The following is a 16754-nucleotide window of genomic DNA, read 5'->3' on the forward strand; positions in this document are numbered from 1 at the left end:
ATCAGCCGTCGCCTCCAGCACTCTCGGGCTGTCGGTGGCGTGGTGACGCGCGCGGGCGACCTCACCCCAGCGCGTCGCTGACCCGGGCGCGTAGTTCCATGGCGCTGCGGGCGGTCTCCTCCGTCAGGTAGACCTCGCACATGTGGCGACCATCGGGGGTGGCGGTGTGCTCTACCTCCCAGAGGCTGCACTCGCTGCCGTCGAGCAGCACGAATGCGTGCTCGTACAGGGTGAATCCGGCGCCCCGACCACTGGCCGACCGGCACTGCCCGAAAGCCTGGGTGATCTGGTGGGCACAAGCTCCGCGCAGCCGCTGCGCCATCTCCTCGCCCGGTCGGTCCAGGTTCTCCGCCCGGCGTAGTAGCCTGCGGGCGTGGTCAGCGGACTGGTCCACGGCGTAGGGACGGGTGGACTCCACCGGACCAGAGGCGGCACACAACATGCTTCCCAATAAGCCTAGTTGTGGGTCCCCGCTCTCTGGGGAGAAGGCCAGGTCCACGGCCGAGTCGAACCGCTCGTCCACTGCCCAGTCGGCGACTATTCGGTCCGCGGCCAGAGCGGCCTCGGCCTTGGTCGCGAACAACTCGTGCCGGGGGGCCTGCGACTCGTCGGCGCGGTGCACCAACTCCCACAGCACCACGGGGCTGCCATCGCCCAGCAGGTAGCCGTGCCGATACGTGTCGCACCGCAACCCGGTCAACGAGCTACGGCAGGAAGCGTGCAGCGATGAGCTGTGGGCGAAGGCCTCGGCGAGGCTGTCCACCAAGCCATCAGGCAGGTCATAGGAGTTGAGGGCGCGACCCAGGAGTCGCTGGAGGTGCGCCTCGGCTGTCTCGTACGGATCGCTCACCTTGGTTCTCCAGGCCGTCGCTACACGTCACTCTTCGGATGCTCAACGTAGCCCCTGGCTCTGACGCCGTGTCCGGGCTTCGGAAAAACGTCCGGACCCCCACCCCCGGTTCCCGGTCGGCTCGCTGGCTCCTGGCCGCGCATGACCAGGGCGAATCACCCCGCCCCGGGCGTCGTCGTGCGCCTGCTCACAGTGCCCCGTACAGGTCGCGGTATGCCGGAAACAGGCCGCCGGGTCCGTCAACGCCCTCGGCTGCTCGGACTGCCTTGACCACGGCGCGGGTCACCATGTCCGCCCCGGCCGCCAGCACTTCGTTGAACAGGGCCAGGTCAGCCACCTCGTAGGTGTCCGTACAGAGGGCGAACACGGTATCCCCGTCGTTGAGCAGGTGCACGGGACGCACGGCGCGCGCGAGGCCGTCGTGCGCCGTGCCGGCGAGCTTCTGCGCCTGCGATTTCGACAGCCGCGCATCGGTCGCAACCACGCCGAGGCTGGTGTTGAGCGGTGGGCGCACCGAACCGGCCACGCGCTGCGAGGTCACCCTGTGCGCCTCCTCCAGTCGCCGCCGCGCCCCCTCGTGGACGTCGCTTTCCGGAAAGGCCGGCGGGCCGGCCTTCGGCCCGGCGCCGAAGTAACTCCCGTACAGCACACCGGTATGCGGGTCCAGCACCGAGCCGACCGCGTTGACCACCGCCAAGGCGCCCACCGTCACGCCGGAAGCCAGCCGGATGCTCGCCGAACCGACCCCGCCCTTGAGTCCGCCGGCGACCGCGCCGGTCCCTGCCCCCACCGAGCCCTCGACGACGGGAGATCCGGGCGCGGAGCGGGCCGCCGCCTCCACCGCGGCCCGGCCCAGTCCCGCGTCCGGACGAGCCCACCAATCGCCGCCGCGCCCGAGGTCGAACAGGCCCGCGGCCGGCACCACCGGCACCACCTGCGACGGGTCCTGTCCGACCGGCACCCCACGTCCCTGTTCCTCCAGCCAGGCAACCACCCCTGAGGCGCTGTCGAGCCCGTACGCGCTACCCCCCGTAAGGACGACGGCGTCGATCCGCTGGACCAGGTTGCGCGGATCGAGCGCGTCGGTCTCCCGGGTGCCGGGTCCACCGCCGCGCACGTCCACGGCGGCTACCGCCCCGCCTTCGGGTGCCAGTACCACCGTGGTCCCGGTGAGGGCGAGTTCGCCGGGGTGCCGGGCGTGGCCGACCCGGAAACCCGGGACGTCGGTGAGTGAGTCCGTGCGTTCCAAATCCATGCGTCCCTCCGTATCACGATGGTCGTGGTGTGTCGTCAACTTCCGTACCAGTGAGTGGGATTACGAGATGTTTCGCCCCTAATGCGGGAAGATGGGTGCCATGGCAACGAAAGTGGCGGGTGAGGCGATCCCCCAGCAGCAGGGGCGCACCCGCGGTCACACGACCAGCGAACCGGCAGGATCCCCAAGGGGATTCGCCTGGCTGCTCGTGGTCACAGGAGCAGCAGGGCTACTCGCTTCCTGGGTGATCACGATCGACAAGCTCAAACTCCTGCAGGACCCGAACTACACACCGGGCTGCAGCATCAACCCCGTGGTGGCCTGCGGCAACATCATGAAGAGCGAGCAGGCCTCGGTTCTCGGGTTCCCCAACCCGATGATCGGCCTGGTCGCATACGGGATGGTGATCTGCGTCGGTGCCAGCCTGCTGGCGGGCGCTCGTTTCGGCCGGTGGTACTGGCTGACCCTGCACGCCGGAACGGCGCTCGGTGTGGTGTTCTGCGCCTGGCTTCAGTTCCAGTCGCTCTACCGCATCCACTCGTTGTGCCTGTGGTGCTGCTTGGCCTGGGTCGCCACCCTCACCCTGTTCTGGTACGTCACCGCACACAACGTCCGTACCGGTGTCCTGCCGGCCCCGCGTGCGGTGCGTGGCTTCCTCGCCGAGTTCCCCTGGGTGCCGCCGGTCCTGCACATCGGTGTCATCGGGATGCTCATCCTCACCCGTTGGTGGGACTTCTGGACCTCCTGAACACCACTCGGGTTTCTTTCCCGCACAAGAAGTTCACTCAGAACATGGAAGGACCCCGGCAGCCGGATTGCTGCCGGGGTCCACGCCCATCGCTCCACGGGCTTTTGTGCCCGGCCGGAAGGGGGAGCGGGACTAGTTGTTCGCAGCGCCGTTGGCGGAGGCGACGAAGATGTTGTCCAGGATGTGCGACAGCGGCTCGTCGCCCTTGGCCTGGGTCGAGTTCTCCGTGCACTGCTGGGTCTGCGGGGCGGACAGGATCGGGATGTCCTGGACGCCGACGTTGACCAGAGCCAGGATCGACTGGGCGTTGACCTTGGCGGGGACGCCGATGCAGGGCTTGTTCAGGGTGCCCTGGACGAGGCCCAGCTGCGGGCTCATGTCACCGTGGGTCTTGGAGTTGCCGTAGGCCTGGGTGGAGCCGTTGCCGTTGAACGTGGTGACGCCACCGTCGTTGCCCGTGGCGAGGGCCTGGGCGGCGCCGGCGCCGAGGACGGTCGCGGTGACCGCGGCGGTCGCCATGATCTTCTTAAGCATTGTGATTGGTCCTTTTGTCGCACGAGTGCCCGCTAGTGGAGCGCTCTGATCAACGGCGCGGCGGTGGTTTGGGTTCTGCTGCTTCACTCAAACGGCCCGACCAGTTGCGCACAGTGGACCGAGTTCTCACGGTGGGTGAAGGGAGTCGTCCGAATCCCTACCCCCTCCAGAAGGAACTTTCATGTCCCGCAGAGCGCTGTCCCGCGCTGTCCTTCCCTCTCTCATGTCCACAGCGCTCCTGCTCGGCGCCGCCGGCGTCGCCGGGGCCGTCGACGGTCGGCCCGGCCGCCAAGAAGTCCAGGAAGCCTCCGCGCAGTTCCCGCGTGCTCAGGCTGCCGCGGAGGCGGTCGAGGACCGCGCGGTGGGTGCCGCGGCCCCCACGGACCTTATCGACGACCTGCTGAGTGCGATCGACAGCCTCATCGAGTCGCTGCTCGGCAACATCCCCGGGTTGGACATCCCGCTCCCGGAGCTTCCGCCGATCCAGCTCCCCGAACTCCCCGACGTCCCAGACCTGCCGGAGGTGCCGGTTGACCCCGCGCTGCCGGAGGTGCCGGAGCTGCCGGAGGTGCCGGTTGACCCCGCGCTGCCGGAGGTGCCGGAGCTGCCGGAGGTGCCGGTTGACCCCGCGCTCCCCGAACTCCCCGACGTCCCCGGCGTCCCCGGCGTCCCAGACCTGCCGGAGGTGCCGGTTGACCCCGCGCTGCCGGAGCTGCCGGTGGCCACCACGTAGGACTATTGAGCTGAACAGGGCCAATCAGTGAACGAGCCGTGTCATCTCAAGGGGTTATCCGTTTCGTTCGTTGTGAGCCCCGGTCAGGGGCAGAACGTCGAACAGAAGGTGCATTCCCCATGAAGACTGCCAAGAAGGCCGCCCTGGTCCTGGCCACCGCCGGTCTCGCCGCGGGTGCCGCTGCCGGTTCCGCTGCTGCCGACGCCGGTGCCGACGCCGTTGCCGCACACTCCCCCGGTGTGCTCTCGGGCAACCTCGGCCAGGTGCCGGTGCACGTCCCGGTCAACGTCTGCGGCAACACCGTCGACGTCATCGGTCTGCTGAACCCCGCCTTCGGCAACATCTGCGTCAACGACTAGTCGTCGTCCTGAACGACACTGCGGCGCCACTGGAAATCCAGTGGCGCCGCAGCGTTGTGCCCAGGAAGGCGAGATGGGGCCGCCCCCGAGGAGGGGTCCGTCATCCCCGGCAGGCGTGAGGTGCCAGGTACGGCACCGTGCCGAGCAGTTGGATCGCAGAAGCGGTCGAACCACCGGGGCGACGGGACAACCCTTGTGGAATCAGCGGGAGTTGACCTTCAGTCCACCAAGCATGGGGGAGACCTGGGAGAGACCTCCCGCAGCTTCCAGCACCTTGGCGGGTGCCTCGTTGCGGAACTTCTGTACTCCGGCAGCTGTTTCGAGCAAGCCCTGCACGGTGTCACCCTGTTCGGCCACGGCGTTCTCCACGTGGGTCGGAAGGTTCTCACTGGTCGGAGCCAGGGCGTTGACCACCTCGGTGACCCCGCCGTTCGCACTCAGGGACGGGGACGTCGGGTCGGCGGCGAAGGCGGGGGCCGCCGAGCCCAGTGCGGCGACGGTACCGGCGACGACAGCTGCGACCTTCGAGTACTTCATTTCGCATCCCTTTCTCGCACGGCGCTGATTGCGCCGCTTCCGTCCTGCGTAACGATCCGTTCGTGCCACAGAAACGCCGGCTTTTCGTACACCGCGGGAAATTGGGCCGGGCAAGCCAAAGGCCGGGGAATCCTGGTGGGATTCGCCGGCCTTTGGAGCTCGTTTCCTTCGCCGTGGCGGTCAGCGGGCCGCGGGACGACTCCGGCGATAGAGCAACGCGCCTCCCAGGAGTAGCCCGGCCGCGGCTGCGGCGGCGCCGACGGGCTGCCCGGAGGCGCCGGTGGCGGCCAGTTCGGGCTGGACCTGCTGGGCGGGGGACTGCGGCGCCGACAGGCGCGGGGTCGATGCGGCCGGCGCGGGGGAAGGCGCGGGGCTGATCGCATCGGTCGTTTCGGTGGTACCGGAGGTCATGGCGACCGGGCGGTCCCCGGCTGGGGCCGCGGGCGGCTGGTCCTGCGTGGTCACGGGCGGGCGCACGGGCTCTGGAGCCGGCTCGGGCGCGGGGAGGACCGTGTGGGCCACGGGCTCCAGGGCGGGTTCCTCGACTTCGGGTGCCTCGGGTCCCATCGGGTGGGGCTCGGGCCAGGAGGGGAAATCGATCTCCGGGCGCGGTTCCGGTTGGGCCTGCGGTACGGGCGGCGGCGCCTGGGCTTCGGTTTCCTCGCAGTCCTCGTCGCTCTGTTCGGGCAGGTGAGGGGGCTCGGGACGTTCGGGCCGGGGGTGGGGCGCGGCCTGCGGTTCCGGTTGGGCCTGCGGCACTGGGGGCGGCGCCTGGGCTTCGGTTTCCTCGCAGTCCTCGTCCGCCGCCCTCAGCTGCTCCGCGTCGGGCTTGCGGTGCTTCGCCTTGTGCTTGCGCACGGGTTCCGGCCGTGGCTCTTCGTACGCGGGCAGCAGTTGGGCGTCGGTCACCTCGGGCATGGCTTCGGGCTCGATGGCCTGCTGTGCCGGGTAGTACTGCTGGGCGTAGTTCTGGTACCCGAACTGCTCGAACGCGGTGGTGGGTCGCGCACCTTGAACCCGGTCGTAGCCGCCATGCTCGTGGCTCTGGTGAACCGGACCCGCCTCGCCGTAACCTCCGCTGTCCGCGCGGTGGCGTCCCTGCCCGCCGTTCGCGCAGTTGTTGCCCATGGCCGGGTTGGCGAGGGCTGCCCCGTCCACCGTGTTGCCGCACACGTTGGGAGCGAAGGTGATCGGTGCGGAGATGCTGTTGCCGGACAGGATGCCCGGAGAATGGGCGGCTTCGGCACTCGCTCCGGTATGCGCCTGCGCGGCCCCGCTGCCGAGGGAGAGCAGGCTGGACGCCGCCGCAGCGGTCAGCACGCCCTTGCTCAGTACCTGTCGCATGGTCTTTCCCTGTTCTTCCTGTTGCCAGAATCGAAGGTGGCCCCGGCGTGCACCGCCGTGCACGCCGGGGCCACCCCGAGGAGGTCGCCCTTGCGGGCCAGGTGCCGAACGTCAGGCGTTGACGCAGGTGTTGCCGAAGGTGGGGTTCAGCAGGCCGATCACGTTGACGGTGTTGCCGCAGACGTTGACCGGGATGTGGACCGGCACCTGGAGGACGTTGCCGGAGAGCACACCCGGGGAGCCGATGGCCGCGGCATCAGCGCCGGCGTCCGCCATGGCGGTACCCGCGCCACCGACGGCCAGCATGACACCAGCGGCAACCGCAGCAGCCTTCTTGTACATGATTCTCCATTCTTTCCCGCAGCGCCCGGATAACACCGTGGCGGGAATAGCAACGAGCGGGACCAGGGAAAGGAACCGCTATTTCGAAAGGGCCTTCCGCGTTCCCCTGATGGTGATCTCGGAAAATGCGCACATGTCATTTCCGGGGAGGGATCGCAGGTTGAGACGGCAGGGCCGCCGCGACTCGATGGCGCGGCGGCCCCGGCGGCGCGGCAACCGGCCGCACCGGTAACCAGCCTGAGATCAGGGCTAGTTGTTGGCGACGCCGTTCGAGGAGAGAGCGTAGATGTCGTCCAGGATGTGCGACAGCGGCTCGTCGCCCTTGGCCTGGGTCGAGTTCTCCGTGCACTGCTGGGTCTGCGGGGCGGACAGGATCGGGATGTCCTGGACGCCGACGTTGACCAGGCCGACCAGCGACTGCAGGTTGCCCTTGACCGGCAGGCCGATGCAGGGCTTGTTGAGCGAGCCCTGGATGAGCGCCATCTGCGGGCTCATGTTCCCGTAGGTGGAGGAGTTGCCGTAGATCTGCGAGGCGCCGTTGCCGTTGGTGGTGGTGACGCCGCTGTCGTTGCCCGTCGCCATCGCCTGCGGCGCCATGGCCGCCCCGGCACCCACGACGGAGGCGGTGACTGCCGCCGCGGCCATCATCTTCTTGATCACTGTCGTCCCTTTTCTGAAATGACTGCCCGGTGGAGGAGCATCCGGATCAACTGCGCCCCGAGGGTTTGGGTTCCGGTGCTTCACTCGGATGGCGGCACCTGAGGCGGAGGGCTGACGCCAGGGAGGGCGCGACCTTCTCCGCGTCACTCGCTTCGCCGCTCGGCCCGAAATTCATTCGGGCAGAAGTGTGTCGCGTACTGCCATAACGACTCGCCCCCCATAGGGGTGCGTAGTTTCGCCCAAAAGGCCGTACGGGCATGTTCGGCGTGATTCTTGGCCCGATTTCTGACAAAGTGCACTCCTGTTTTGTCGCCCTGATCGAAATCGGAGACCGGGTCATGCCGAAGGCTGCGGTGGCGGCGAAGTCCGCATTCCTGACCGGCCGTACGGCCGCCCGTACCGTCGGCCTGCTTTCCTGTGTGGCACTCCTTTCTTGCTTCGGATCGCCGCCGGCACTTCCGGCCCCCGCCCCGACTGACGAAGCACCCCGGATCGCTTTTACGCAGCGTTATCACGCCGTGCAGCACGGGGGTCTGGCCCGGGCCTCCAATGCGGGCATCACCTGCCGCAAGCGGCTACCCGCCGCCGCGGGCCGGGCAGTGGCCTGCGCCGGCGTCCGGCGGGGCGGGGCGGGGGTCAACAGCGACTACGAGATGTTCTACAGCGATCTCGACGACGATCCGAACACCTACAACTCCACCCGTGCCGAGCTGGTCCTCCCCAAGGGAGCGCGGGTCAGTTACGCGCGCCTGTACTGGGGCGGCAACCTCAGGGTGAGCGAGCAGAAGCCGCCCGAGGACAACGGCCGCGTGCTGATCGCCGAGCCCGGCGGTCGGTACAAGGAGGTGCTCGCCGACACGCGGATCGGGCACCGGGTGGACGCGTCGAGCGACGCCTATCAGGCGTCCGCGGACATCACGGCGTTGGTACGGCGGGCCGGAGCCGGACTGTGGACGGTCTCGCAGGTCAACATCGCCCGCGGCCATTCCGATCGGGGTGCCTGGGGCGGCTGGACGATGGTCGTCGCCTACGAGGACGAGAGCGCACCGCGGCGCAGGCTCACGGTGTGGGACGGATTCGAGCGGCTCGCCCCGGAGGGTCCGGCGATGGTCGAGGTCACCTCGGACGGCCAGCCCGTTCCGGCCGGCGGTGCGGGGACGGTGGGGGTGGTCGGGTATGACGGGGACCGCGGCTCCACCGGTGACTCACTCAGCGTCACTGCTGACAAGAGGGGCCGGGTTCCCCTCAGTGATCCCGAGAATCCCGCAAATGATGTGATGAATTCTACTATCACAGAATTCAGTCAACCCCCATTCAAGCGACAACCCGAACATATTAATACCCTCGGATATGACGCCGATGTCTTTGATCTCAGCGACGCACTTACCCATGGGGCCCATAGTCTGAAGTTCAGATTCGAAGCCGAACGTGGGGGGCATTTTATCGGTGCGCTCTTCGTACAGGCAGACGTGCGCCGCTGATTGTTTCGACTCGGTGTTGCTCCCACTGAGCACAGCCGTCCGTCGAGGTACGGAGATGACCCCACGTGCAGTCAGAAAAAGAGACCGGCCTCACGGTCTTCCACCTCGTCCAGCCCGTGGAGGGCGGCGTCGCCAGGGTCGTCACCGACCTTGCGCGGGCTCAGACCGAAGGCGGCCTTCGGGTCATCGTCGCCTGCCCGCCGGGCGGCGAACTCGCCCATGCCGCCGCCCGAGCCGGCGCCAAAGTGCTCGCCTGGCCCGCCAGCCGAGCCCCGGGAGCGACTCTGGCGGCGGAAACCAGGCGCGTGCGCCGGCTCGTACGCCACGTTCAGCCCGAGATCATCCACGCGCACAGCGCCAAGGCCGGCCTCGCCGGCCGGCTGGCCGTCCGGGGCACCATCCCCACCGTCTTCCAACCGCACGCCTGGTCCTTCGACGCCGTCAGCGGCGCGACCTCGACCCTCGCCCTCAGATGGGAACGCTACGGCGCGCGTTGGGCCAACCGAGTGCTCTGCGTCAGCGAAGCCGAGCGCCGTGCCGGCGAGATCGCCGGCATTCACGCCCGCTGGTCGGTCATCCGCAACGGCGTCGATCTGCGCCACTTCCGTCCGGGGGGCTGCGAGGAACGGTCCGCGGCCCGGGCCGTACTACCGCTGCTGTCGCAGTCCACGCCCCAGGGCCCTTTGGTGGTGTGCGTCGGCAGGCTCTGCCGGCAGAAGGGCCAGGACGTCCTGCTGCGGGCCTGGCCGGAAGTCACCGCAGTCACACCCACCGCTCGACTCGTCCTGGTCGGTGACGGCCCCGACCGCGCCCAACTCCAGGCCACCGCGCCCAGCGGGGTCCTCTTCGCCGGCAGCACGCAGGACATCAGACCGTGGCTTCAGGCCGCCGATCTCGTTGTACTGCCGTCGCGCTGGGAAGGCATGGCACTCGCTCCCCTCGAAGCCATGGCCTGCGGACGGCCGGTCGTGGTGACCGACGTCAGCGGCGCCCGGGAGAGTCTGCCACCCGGCCAGGCCGCGCAGTGCCTGGTGCCGCCGGAAAACCCGACGGCGCTGGCCAAGGCCCTCGGGGGCCTGCTGACGGAACCGGGCGCGCTCGAAGCCGGAGGACGCCTCGCCCACGAGCACGCGCGAACGGCCTTCGACGTGCGGCGGACCACCGCCGAGGTCACCGGCCTGTACCAGGAACTGCTGGGCCGGTCGAGGCCCTTGAACCAGGAGCGCATCAGCCGATGACGATGGACAGCGCACACGCACCACACCCCGGGCGGGAGGGCACCGGAACCAAGGTTCGACGCCCGGTCGCCGCCATCCACCCACCCCGTGCCCCGCTGGCCCTGGCCCGCCCTGCCTTCGGTGCGCAACGCGCCCGCCGCCGTGACGGTGCGCTGCCGCTGCTTGCCGGGGACGCCGCCGCCGTGCTGTGCACCGTCGCCTTCCTCCCCGGTCTGGACTGGCCCCGGGAAGCGGCTGCTCCGCTGGCCGCCCTCCTCATCGCGCTGCACGCCCAAGGCGGCCTCTACCGTCCGCGCCTGTCGCCCTCCGCCCTCCTCGACCTGCCCGCGCTCCTGTGTCGCACCCTGCTCGCCTGGTGCGCTGCCGCAGCCGCCGTCGCGGCTGTGTCGCCCCGTCAGATCGCCTCATTCGGCGTGCTCGCCGCCGCGATCGCCCTGCAGAGCACTCTCGTGTGCCTGTCGCGCGGCTGCATCCACCAGATGCGCCGCCGCTCCGTCGCCAGGCAGCCCCGCTCCACCTTGGTCGTCGGCCGCGGCGGGGCCGCCCGGCAGATCACCGCCGCGCTCTACGGGCGCCCCTCCTACGGCATGCGCCCGGTCGGGATCATCGATCCCTCGGCCACCGCTGAAACGACGGAGGAGGAGGGCCGACAGAACAACCTGCCCGTCCTCGTCACGCACGAGGACGTCCGGCGCGCCGTCATCCAGAACTCCGTCACCTCCGTCGTCTTCACCCGCCCGCCCGCATCGGACGAACGCACCGCCGTGCTGGTCCGGCTGCTCCACCGGCATGGCTGCCGGCTCTGGCTCGCGGACGCTGACGGCACGACCCGCACCGCCGGGCTCCGTGCCGAGAGCGCCGACCAGCTGTGGGGATTCGCCGTGCGCCCGCTGCTGCCGCGCCCCACCCGCCCTCTGGAGCGGATCGCCAAGAGAGCCATCGACGCGTCCCTGGCCGGGCTGGCCCTGTTGGCCGCCGCGCCCGTGCTGGCTGTTTGCGCACTGGTGGTCCGCTTCGCCGACGGACCCGGGGTGATCTTCCGGCAAGAACGGGTCGGTCTGGACGGACGCCCCTTCACCCTGTTGAAGTTCCGCACCCTGCGGCCCGCCGACGAACACGAGTCCGCCACCCGTTGGAACATCTCCAACGACCACCGGATGGGTCGCGTCGGCAGCTTCCTGCGCAAGTCCTCCCTCGATGAACTGCCGCAGCTGTGGAACGTGCTGCGAGGCGACATGAGCTTGGTCGGTCCGCGGCCGGAACGTCCCTTCTTCGTAGCCAAGTTCAGCGCCACCCACCCCGGCTACGAGGCGCGCCACCGAATGCCCGTGGGCATCACCGGACTCGCCCAGATCAACGGGCTGCGCGGCGACACCTCCATCGAGGACAGGGCGCGCTTCGACAACCACTACATCGACACCTGGTCGCTCTGGCAGGACCTGTGGATCCTCGCCCGCACCGCCGCCTCCGCCTTCCGGTTCCGCCTCGGAGGGAGCTGAGCGTGACCACCGCCCTCCTCGCGGCGCCGTCCAGCGACGGACCCGCCCGGCTACTCGAAGCATGGCGTCGTCACTGGCCGCTGCTGCCGCTGGCCGGCACGGTCCTGCTGCTGATGGTGCCCGTCCCCGCCGGCGACGTGACCACGTCCGGCAAGGTCGGACCCGCCGACGCCGCTTCCCTGCTGCTGGTCGCGTGCTGCGCGGTGCAGGCCCTGCGCGGACGGGTGCGGCCCCTGACTCTGCCGGGCGCGCTGGTGTTCGGGCTGCCCGTGGTCGCCCTGGCCGTCGCCACCGTCACCGCGGGGGACCCCGGGGCCGCGCTACCCGGCTTCGTGCGCTACCTCCAGGTGTTCGTCCTGGTGCCCGCGGCGGTGGTGCTCCTGGTGCGCGACGCGAGTGGGTTCCGGCTGGCCGCCGGATGCTTCCTCGTCCTTGCCCTGATGCAGGGAGCGGTGGGAGTAGGGCAGTTCGCCACCGGCACCGGTGCCTCCTATCAGGGTGCCGACGTCCGCGCCGTCGGCACCTTCGGCCCCGGTGACGTCATGGGCATGGCCACCATCGTGGCCTACGGCCTGGTCATCGCCACCGCCTTCGCACTCGCCCCGCAGAGCAACCTCCCCCGTAAGCGGCGCGCCGCAGCCGCGGGCTGCGCCCTGGTGCTGGCCGTACCACTGGCCCTTTCCTTCAGCCGTGGGGCCTGGATCGCCACCGCCGGCGCCGCACTGACCGTGATGCTGCTGGCCGGAGTACGGCGGGCCGTCAAGGCGCTGACCGTACTGGCAGCCGCGGGGGTCGTACTCGTCGGAGGCTTCGGTGTCGGCTCCGAGATGATGGTGGAGCGGCTGGGCAGCATCACCGAGGTCAGCTCCGCCCCCGACCAGTCGGTCACCGACCGCTACACCATGTGGGCCGCCGCCGCCTCGATGTGGCAGGAGCGCCCCGCGACCGGGGTCGGCCTCAAGGGCTTCCCCGCCCACCGCGACGGGCACGCCTCGCTGGGGCTCTCCTCCGGCAGCGACACCGCCGGCGCGGGCCAGGCCTACCTGCGCCAACCGCTGCTCTCCCCCCACAACATGTACCTGCTGATCCTCAGCGAGCAGGGACTCATCGGCATCACCGCCCTCGCCGGCGGCTGGGCCGTGATCCTCTTCGCGGGCGTGCGGAGGATCCTGCGGCCGGATCCGGCCGGTGGGCCAGCCCGGGACTGCGGGCTGATCGCCGTCGGCCTCCTGGTCTGGCAGACCACCGACTTCCTGTACGCCGACATCGGCGGCCCCTCCACGGTCCTGACCGGAGTGGTCATCGGACTCGCCGCGTGGTGGGCGCTGACCGCGCCCACCGGGACCACCCGGTGAGCGAAGAGCGGAACGCGCCCGGAGGCACCGGGCCGTCCCCGTCCGCACCGAGCCCGGTTCCGGCCGCGCCCCTCACCGAAGGCGACCGGCCGCCACCCCCCGGTCCGCCACCGGCAGCCGCACCCAGGGTGCAGGGCCACCCCGCCGCCCGCGGCGCCGCGACCGCCTGCGCCGTACGGAAGCCGCCGCCCGGCGCCGAGGCGAGATACGCCCCGCAGCCGACGCAGGCAGGCGTCGGGGAGCCGAGCAGTCCGCCGCCGCTGGGACGGTTCCTGGCCAAGGCCGCAGCCGTCACCGCCGGTCTGACCGCGGCCGGTGCCGCACTCGGGCTCATCCGGGACCAGACCATCGCGCACCTCTTCGGAGCGGGACCGGACAGCGACGCCTTCTTGATCGCCTGGACACTGCCTGAGATGGCGTCCACGCTGCTCATCGAAGACGCCATGGCACTGTTGATGGTCCCCGCCTTCTCCCACGCGCTGACCCGGCGTGCCGCGGCCCGCAGCGGACTGTCGCGGACGGAGGCCCGCGCCCAGGACCCGGTGCGGTTGCTCGTCGGCGCCACCCTGCCCAGGCTGTTCCTCGCCCTCGTCGCCGTCGCCGCCCTCCTCGTCCTCGCCGCGCCGCTGGTGGTCGCAGTCCTCGCACCCGGCCTGTCCGATCCCGCCCTAGCCGTGGACTGCACCCGGCTCACCGCACTGACCGTCCTCAGCTTCGGCATCGCCGGGTTCTTCAGCGCTGCCCTGCGCGCCCACCGCACCTTCCTGCCCCCGGCAGCGATCTACGTGGCGTACAACGTGGGGATCATCACCACGATGCTGCTCCTGCACTCGGTGTGGGGGGTGCGGGCGGCTGCGGCCGGGGTCGCGGTGGGTGGCGCGCTGATGGTGGCCGTGCAACTCCCCTCGTTCGCCCGCCGGGTGGGTCTGCGTCGGGTCCGGCGCGGCCCGGTCGCCCGCAGCGAACGCGAACGGGACCGCCCCACCCTGTTGGCGTTCGGGATGCTCGCACCCGTCATCTTCTTCGCAGTCTTCCGTCAGTCCCAGGTGCTCGTTGAGCGGTTCCTCGCGGCTTCGCTGCCGGCCGGGGCCATCTCACACCTCAACTACGCGCAAAAAGTGGCCCAGATGCCGATGGTGCTGTCCCTGATGATCTGTACCGTCACCTTTCCCGTGGTTGCTCAGGCCATGGCGGGCGGCGAACGGGAGCAGGCTCGCCGGCGAGTGGAACGGGACCTCGCCCTGGCCGGGCTCTGCGTGCTGATGGGGACCGCCATGGTCGTCGCCTACGCCCCCCAGATCATCGAAGTCCTCTTCCAGCGCGGTGCCTTCGGACCGGAGGACACTCGGGCCACTGCCTCCGTCATGCGGGTGTACGCGCTCGGGCTGCTCGGCCACTGCCTGGTCGGGGCACTCGGCAGGCCCTTCTTCTCGGCAGCCCGGCCCACCTGGTTCCCGGCCGCCGCGATGGGAGCCGGGCTGCTGGTCAACGTCGCGGCCGGGGTCGTCTTCGTAGGGCTGTGGGGAACCTACGGGATCGCCGCGGCCAACGCGGCCGGCATCACCGTCACCGCGGCCCTGCTCCTTCGTGGCCTCGGCTCGCAGATCATCGCCATCCGCGTCCGTCGGGTCGCCCTCAGCCTGCTCCGGCTGGCGGGTGCCGCCGTCGCAGCCGGCGGTACCGGATGGCTCGCCGCCCCACTGATCCCGCATCCGCTGCTGAGCGCCGTGCTCGGCTGCTTCCTGGTGCCCGCCATGTTCCTGGCTGCTGGGCTCGCCCTGCGGGCCACCGAAGTCACCGCCCTGTCCACCCTGCTCACCCAGAGGTTCCGGAATGTCCGCTGACACCGCCTCCCCGAGCGCACCCTGTGCGCCGGCCGCCCGCCGTACCCCCCGACCCAGGACGCCGTGGGTGCTGATGTACCACTCGGTCACCGAGTTCACCGAGGCGACGGAGGATCCGTACGGCATCACCGTCACCCCCAGAACCCTGGAGCGGCACCTGCTGTGGCTGCGCGCCAAGGGGTTGCACGGCGTATCGGTGTCGCAGCTGCGCAGGGCCCGGGCCGCGGGCCGTGGCCGCGGACTGGTGGGTCTCACCTTCGACGACGGGTACACCGACTTCACCGCGCACGCGCTGCCCCTGTTGCGCCGCTACGAGTGCACCGCCACCGTCTTCGTGCTCCCCGGCCGCCTCGGTGGGGGCAACGAGTGGGACCCGTTGGGGCCGCGCAAGTCCCTGCTGACCGCCGAAGGCATCCGTGCCGTGGCCGCCGCCGGCATGGAGATCGGCTCCCACGGGCTGCTCCATCGGGACCTGACCACCGTTGACGACCACGTCCTTGGGCAGGAGGCGCGGGTCAGCCGCGGGCGCCTGCACGAGCTCGTCGGCGCGGCGCCGGCCGGCTTCTGCTACCCCTACGGAGCTTTGGACCGCCGGGTCCTGGGAGCCGTCCGGGAGGCCGGGTACGCCTATGCCTGCGCCATCGACCCGGGCCGCGTCGGCGGCCCGTACGCCATGCCCCGCACCCATATCAGCGAGGCCGACGGCGCTGGCCGACTGGGGGTCAAACGGCTCCGTCACCAGGCCCGCTACCTGCTGCGCAGGGCGATCTGATGCCCGGCACCGCCCCCAACCCCCTCGAACGACTCAGAGCGCTGCACATCATCACCGGCCTCGGCGTCGGCGGGGCCGAGCAGCAACTGCGGCTGCTGCTGCGCCACCTGCCGCTGCACTGCGAGGTGCTCACCCTCACCAACCCCGGCCCGGTCGCCGAAGGCCTACGCGCCGACGGGGTGCGCGTGGTCCACCTCGGCATGACCGGCAACCGGGACCTGGGCGCCCTGCCCAGGCTGGTGCGGTTCATCCGGCGCGGCCGGTACGACCTGGTGCACACCCACCTGTACCGGGCCTGTGTCTACGGGCGGTTGGCGGCCCGCCTGGCCGGCGTCAGCGCCACGGTGGCCACCGAGCACTCGCTGGGCGACGACGGCATCGAGGGCCGGCCGCTGACCACCGGGGTGCGCGGCCTCTACCTGGCCAGCGAACGTCTCGGCGCCGCCACCGTCGCGGTGTCCGACACCGTCGCCGCCCGGCTGCACGGGTGGGGGGTTCCGCCGGCGCGAGTCCACGTCGTACCCAACGGCATCGAGGCCGCACGCTTCCGCTTCGACCCGCAGGCCCGTCGTGTCGCCCGGGCCCGCAGTGCGGTTCCGCAGGACGCCTTCGTCGTCGGCGGAGTCGGTCGGCTCGTGGTGGGCAAACGCTTCGACGTGCTGGTGCGTGCGGTGGCTGCGCTTCCGCAGGCCCGGCTGTTGCTGGTCGGCGACGGGCCGGAGCGGGCCGCACTTCAGGACCTGGCCATCGAACTCGGTGCCGAGGACCGGGTGCACCTGCTCGGCGAGCGAGATCCTCTCGGGGACGGCCCCGATGGCCGGACCTCCGGCATCCCGGCGCTGCTGGCGGCCATGGACGTGTTCGTCTCGCCTTCCCGGGAGGAGGCCTTCGGTCTGGCCGTGGTCGAGGCCCTCGCCGCGGGCCTCCCCGTACTGCACGTCACCTGTCCCGCCGTGGACGACCTGCCACCCGCTCAGGCACCCGGTGCCAGGCGGATCGGCCCTGGGGTGGAGGAGATCGTGCGCGCTCTGAGCGCACGCCTCGCCGAACACCGGGGGGACGAGGTCCGCCGACTGCCCCCGCCGCCCGTCGTGAACCACTACGACATCGCCCGCAGCGCCGAAGCCCTCGTCGGGGTCTACTCCCGTGCCCTCGCGTCCGTCCCCGCTCCGACCCGTCCGTCCTCTTCCAGGAAGTGAGTAC

At 70.5% G+C, this 16754-nt stretch carries 17 protein-coding genes; 10 read left to right on the plus strand and 7 right to left on the minus strand.

Annotated elements, in window-relative coordinates; genetic code table 11:
• Window positions 1-61: 61 nt before the first annotated feature.
• Window positions 62-850 carry a DUF6227 family protein gene (locus ACFYMC_RS13705; RefSeq protein WP_388523495.1) on the minus strand — a complete coding sequence of 263 codons (789 nt, stop codon included), beginning with the start codon at window positions 848-850 and terminating at the stop codon, window positions 62-64.
• A gap of 187 nt (window positions 851-1037) precedes the next feature.
• Window positions 1038-2105: a P1 family peptidase gene (locus ACFYMC_RS13710; protein ID WP_388523497.1), complete on the minus strand. Its 1068-nt coding sequence runs from the start codon at window positions 2103-2105 to the stop codon at window positions 1038-1040.
• 100 nt (window positions 2106-2205) lie between these two features.
• On the opposite strand from ACFYMC_RS13710, the gene ACFYMC_RS13715 reads away from it, so the two are divergent.
• A complete protein-coding gene (locus tag ACFYMC_RS13715; protein ID WP_388523500.1) occupies window positions 2206-2853 on the plus strand; it encodes a vitamin K epoxide reductase family protein in 648 nt (215 codons plus the stop codon).
• Window positions 2854-2985: 132 nt separating this feature from the next.
• Here the strand turns inward: ACFYMC_RS13715 and ACFYMC_RS13720 are convergent, their stop codons facing one another.
• Window positions 2986-3387 (minus strand): rodlin, encoded by a 402-nt coding sequence (locus ACFYMC_RS13720; RefSeq protein WP_388523503.1) that lies wholly within the window; start codon window positions 3385-3387, stop codon window positions 2986-2988.
• A 181-nt stretch (window positions 3388-3568) separates the two neighbouring features.
• Between ACFYMC_RS13720 and ACFYMC_RS13725 the strand changes: the two genes are divergently transcribed.
• Together ACFYMC_RS13725 and ACFYMC_RS13730 are read left to right on the plus strand one after the other, a co-directional pair.
• Complete coding sequence (locus ACFYMC_RS13725) at window positions 3569-4120, plus strand: hypothetical protein (protein ID WP_388523505.1); 552 nt, start codon at window positions 3569-3571, stop codon at window positions 4118-4120.
• A 119-nt stretch (window positions 4121-4239) separates the two neighbouring features.
• Window positions 4240-4479, plus strand: a complete 240-nt coding sequence (locus ACFYMC_RS13730) for a chaplin (protein WP_388523508.1) — start codon at window positions 4240-4242, stop codon at window positions 4477-4479.
• Window positions 4480-4680: 201 nt separating this feature from the next.
• Here the strand turns inward: ACFYMC_RS13730 and ACFYMC_RS13735 are convergent, their stop codons facing one another.
• The 4 genes from ACFYMC_RS13735 to ACFYMC_RS13750 form a co-directional block, all read right to left on the minus strand.
• Window positions 4681-5016, minus strand: a complete 336-nt coding sequence (locus ACFYMC_RS13735) for a hypothetical protein (protein WP_388523511.1) — start codon at window positions 5014-5016, stop codon at window positions 4681-4683.
• A 180-nt stretch (window positions 5017-5196) separates the two neighbouring features.
• A complete protein-coding gene (locus ACFYMC_RS13740) occupies window positions 5197-6360 on the minus strand; it encodes a chaplin (protein WP_388523513.1) in 1164 nt (387 codons plus the stop codon).
• Window positions 6361-6471: 111 nt separating this feature from the next.
• Complete coding sequence (locus tag ACFYMC_RS13745; protein WP_388523822.1) at window positions 6472-6705, minus strand: chaplin; 234 nt, start codon at window positions 6703-6705, stop codon at window positions 6472-6474.
• Between the two features lie 246 nt (window positions 6706-6951).
• Complete coding sequence (locus ACFYMC_RS13750) at window positions 6952-7362, minus strand: rodlin (protein ID WP_388523516.1); 411 nt, start codon at window positions 7360-7362, stop codon at window positions 6952-6954.
• Window positions 7363-7700: 338 nt separating this feature from the next.
• On the opposite strand from ACFYMC_RS13750, the gene ACFYMC_RS13755 reads away from it, so the two are divergent.
• The 7 genes from ACFYMC_RS13755 to ACFYMC_RS13785 all read left to right on the plus strand — a co-directional run bounded on the left by ACFYMC_RS13755 (window position 7701) and on the right by ACFYMC_RS13785 (window position 16750).
• A complete protein-coding gene (locus ACFYMC_RS13755; protein WP_388523519.1) occupies window positions 7701-8843 on the plus strand; it encodes a DUF3344 domain-containing protein in 1143 nt (380 codons plus the stop codon).
• 65 nt (window positions 8844-8908) lie between these two features.
• Window positions 8909-10081, plus strand: coding sequence for a glycosyltransferase family 4 protein (locus ACFYMC_RS13760; RefSeq protein ID WP_388523522.1), 1173 nt, complete (start codon window positions 8909-8911; stop codon window positions 10079-10081).
• Window positions 10078-11580, plus strand: a complete 1503-nt coding sequence (locus tag ACFYMC_RS13765; RefSeq protein WP_388523525.1) for an exopolysaccharide biosynthesis polyprenyl glycosylphosphotransferase — start codon at window positions 10078-10080, stop codon at window positions 11578-11580. Before ACFYMC_RS13760 ends, ACFYMC_RS13765 begins: the two co-directional genes overlap by 4 nt.
• Window positions 11581-11693: 113 nt before the next feature.
• A complete protein-coding gene (locus ACFYMC_RS13770) occupies window positions 11694-12935 on the plus strand; it encodes an O-antigen ligase family protein (protein ID WP_388523825.1) in 1242 nt (413 codons plus the stop codon).
• On the plus strand, window positions 12932-14779 hold the full coding sequence (murJ, locus tag ACFYMC_RS13775) for a murein biosynthesis integral membrane protein MurJ (protein ID WP_388523528.1): 1848 nt from the start codon (window positions 12932-12934) through the stop codon (window positions 14777-14779). Before ACFYMC_RS13770 ends, murJ begins: the two co-directional genes overlap by 4 nt.
• Complete coding sequence (locus ACFYMC_RS13780) at window positions 14769-15551, plus strand: polysaccharide deacetylase family protein (RefSeq protein ID WP_388523531.1); 783 nt, start codon at window positions 14769-14771, stop codon at window positions 15549-15551. Before murJ ends, ACFYMC_RS13780 begins: the two co-directional genes overlap by 11 nt.
• Complete coding sequence (locus ACFYMC_RS13785) at window positions 15551-16750, plus strand: glycosyltransferase (RefSeq protein ID WP_388523534.1); 1200 nt, start codon at window positions 15551-15553, stop codon at window positions 16748-16750. Before ACFYMC_RS13780 ends, ACFYMC_RS13785 begins: the two co-directional genes overlap by 1 nt.
• The last annotated feature ends 4 nt before the right edge of the window (window positions 16751-16754 follow it).

It is taken from the genome of Streptomyces sp. NPDC006879, from assembly GCF_042869595.1.
GTDB lineage: Bacteria > Actinomycetota > Actinomycetes > Streptomycetales > Streptomycetaceae > Streptomyces.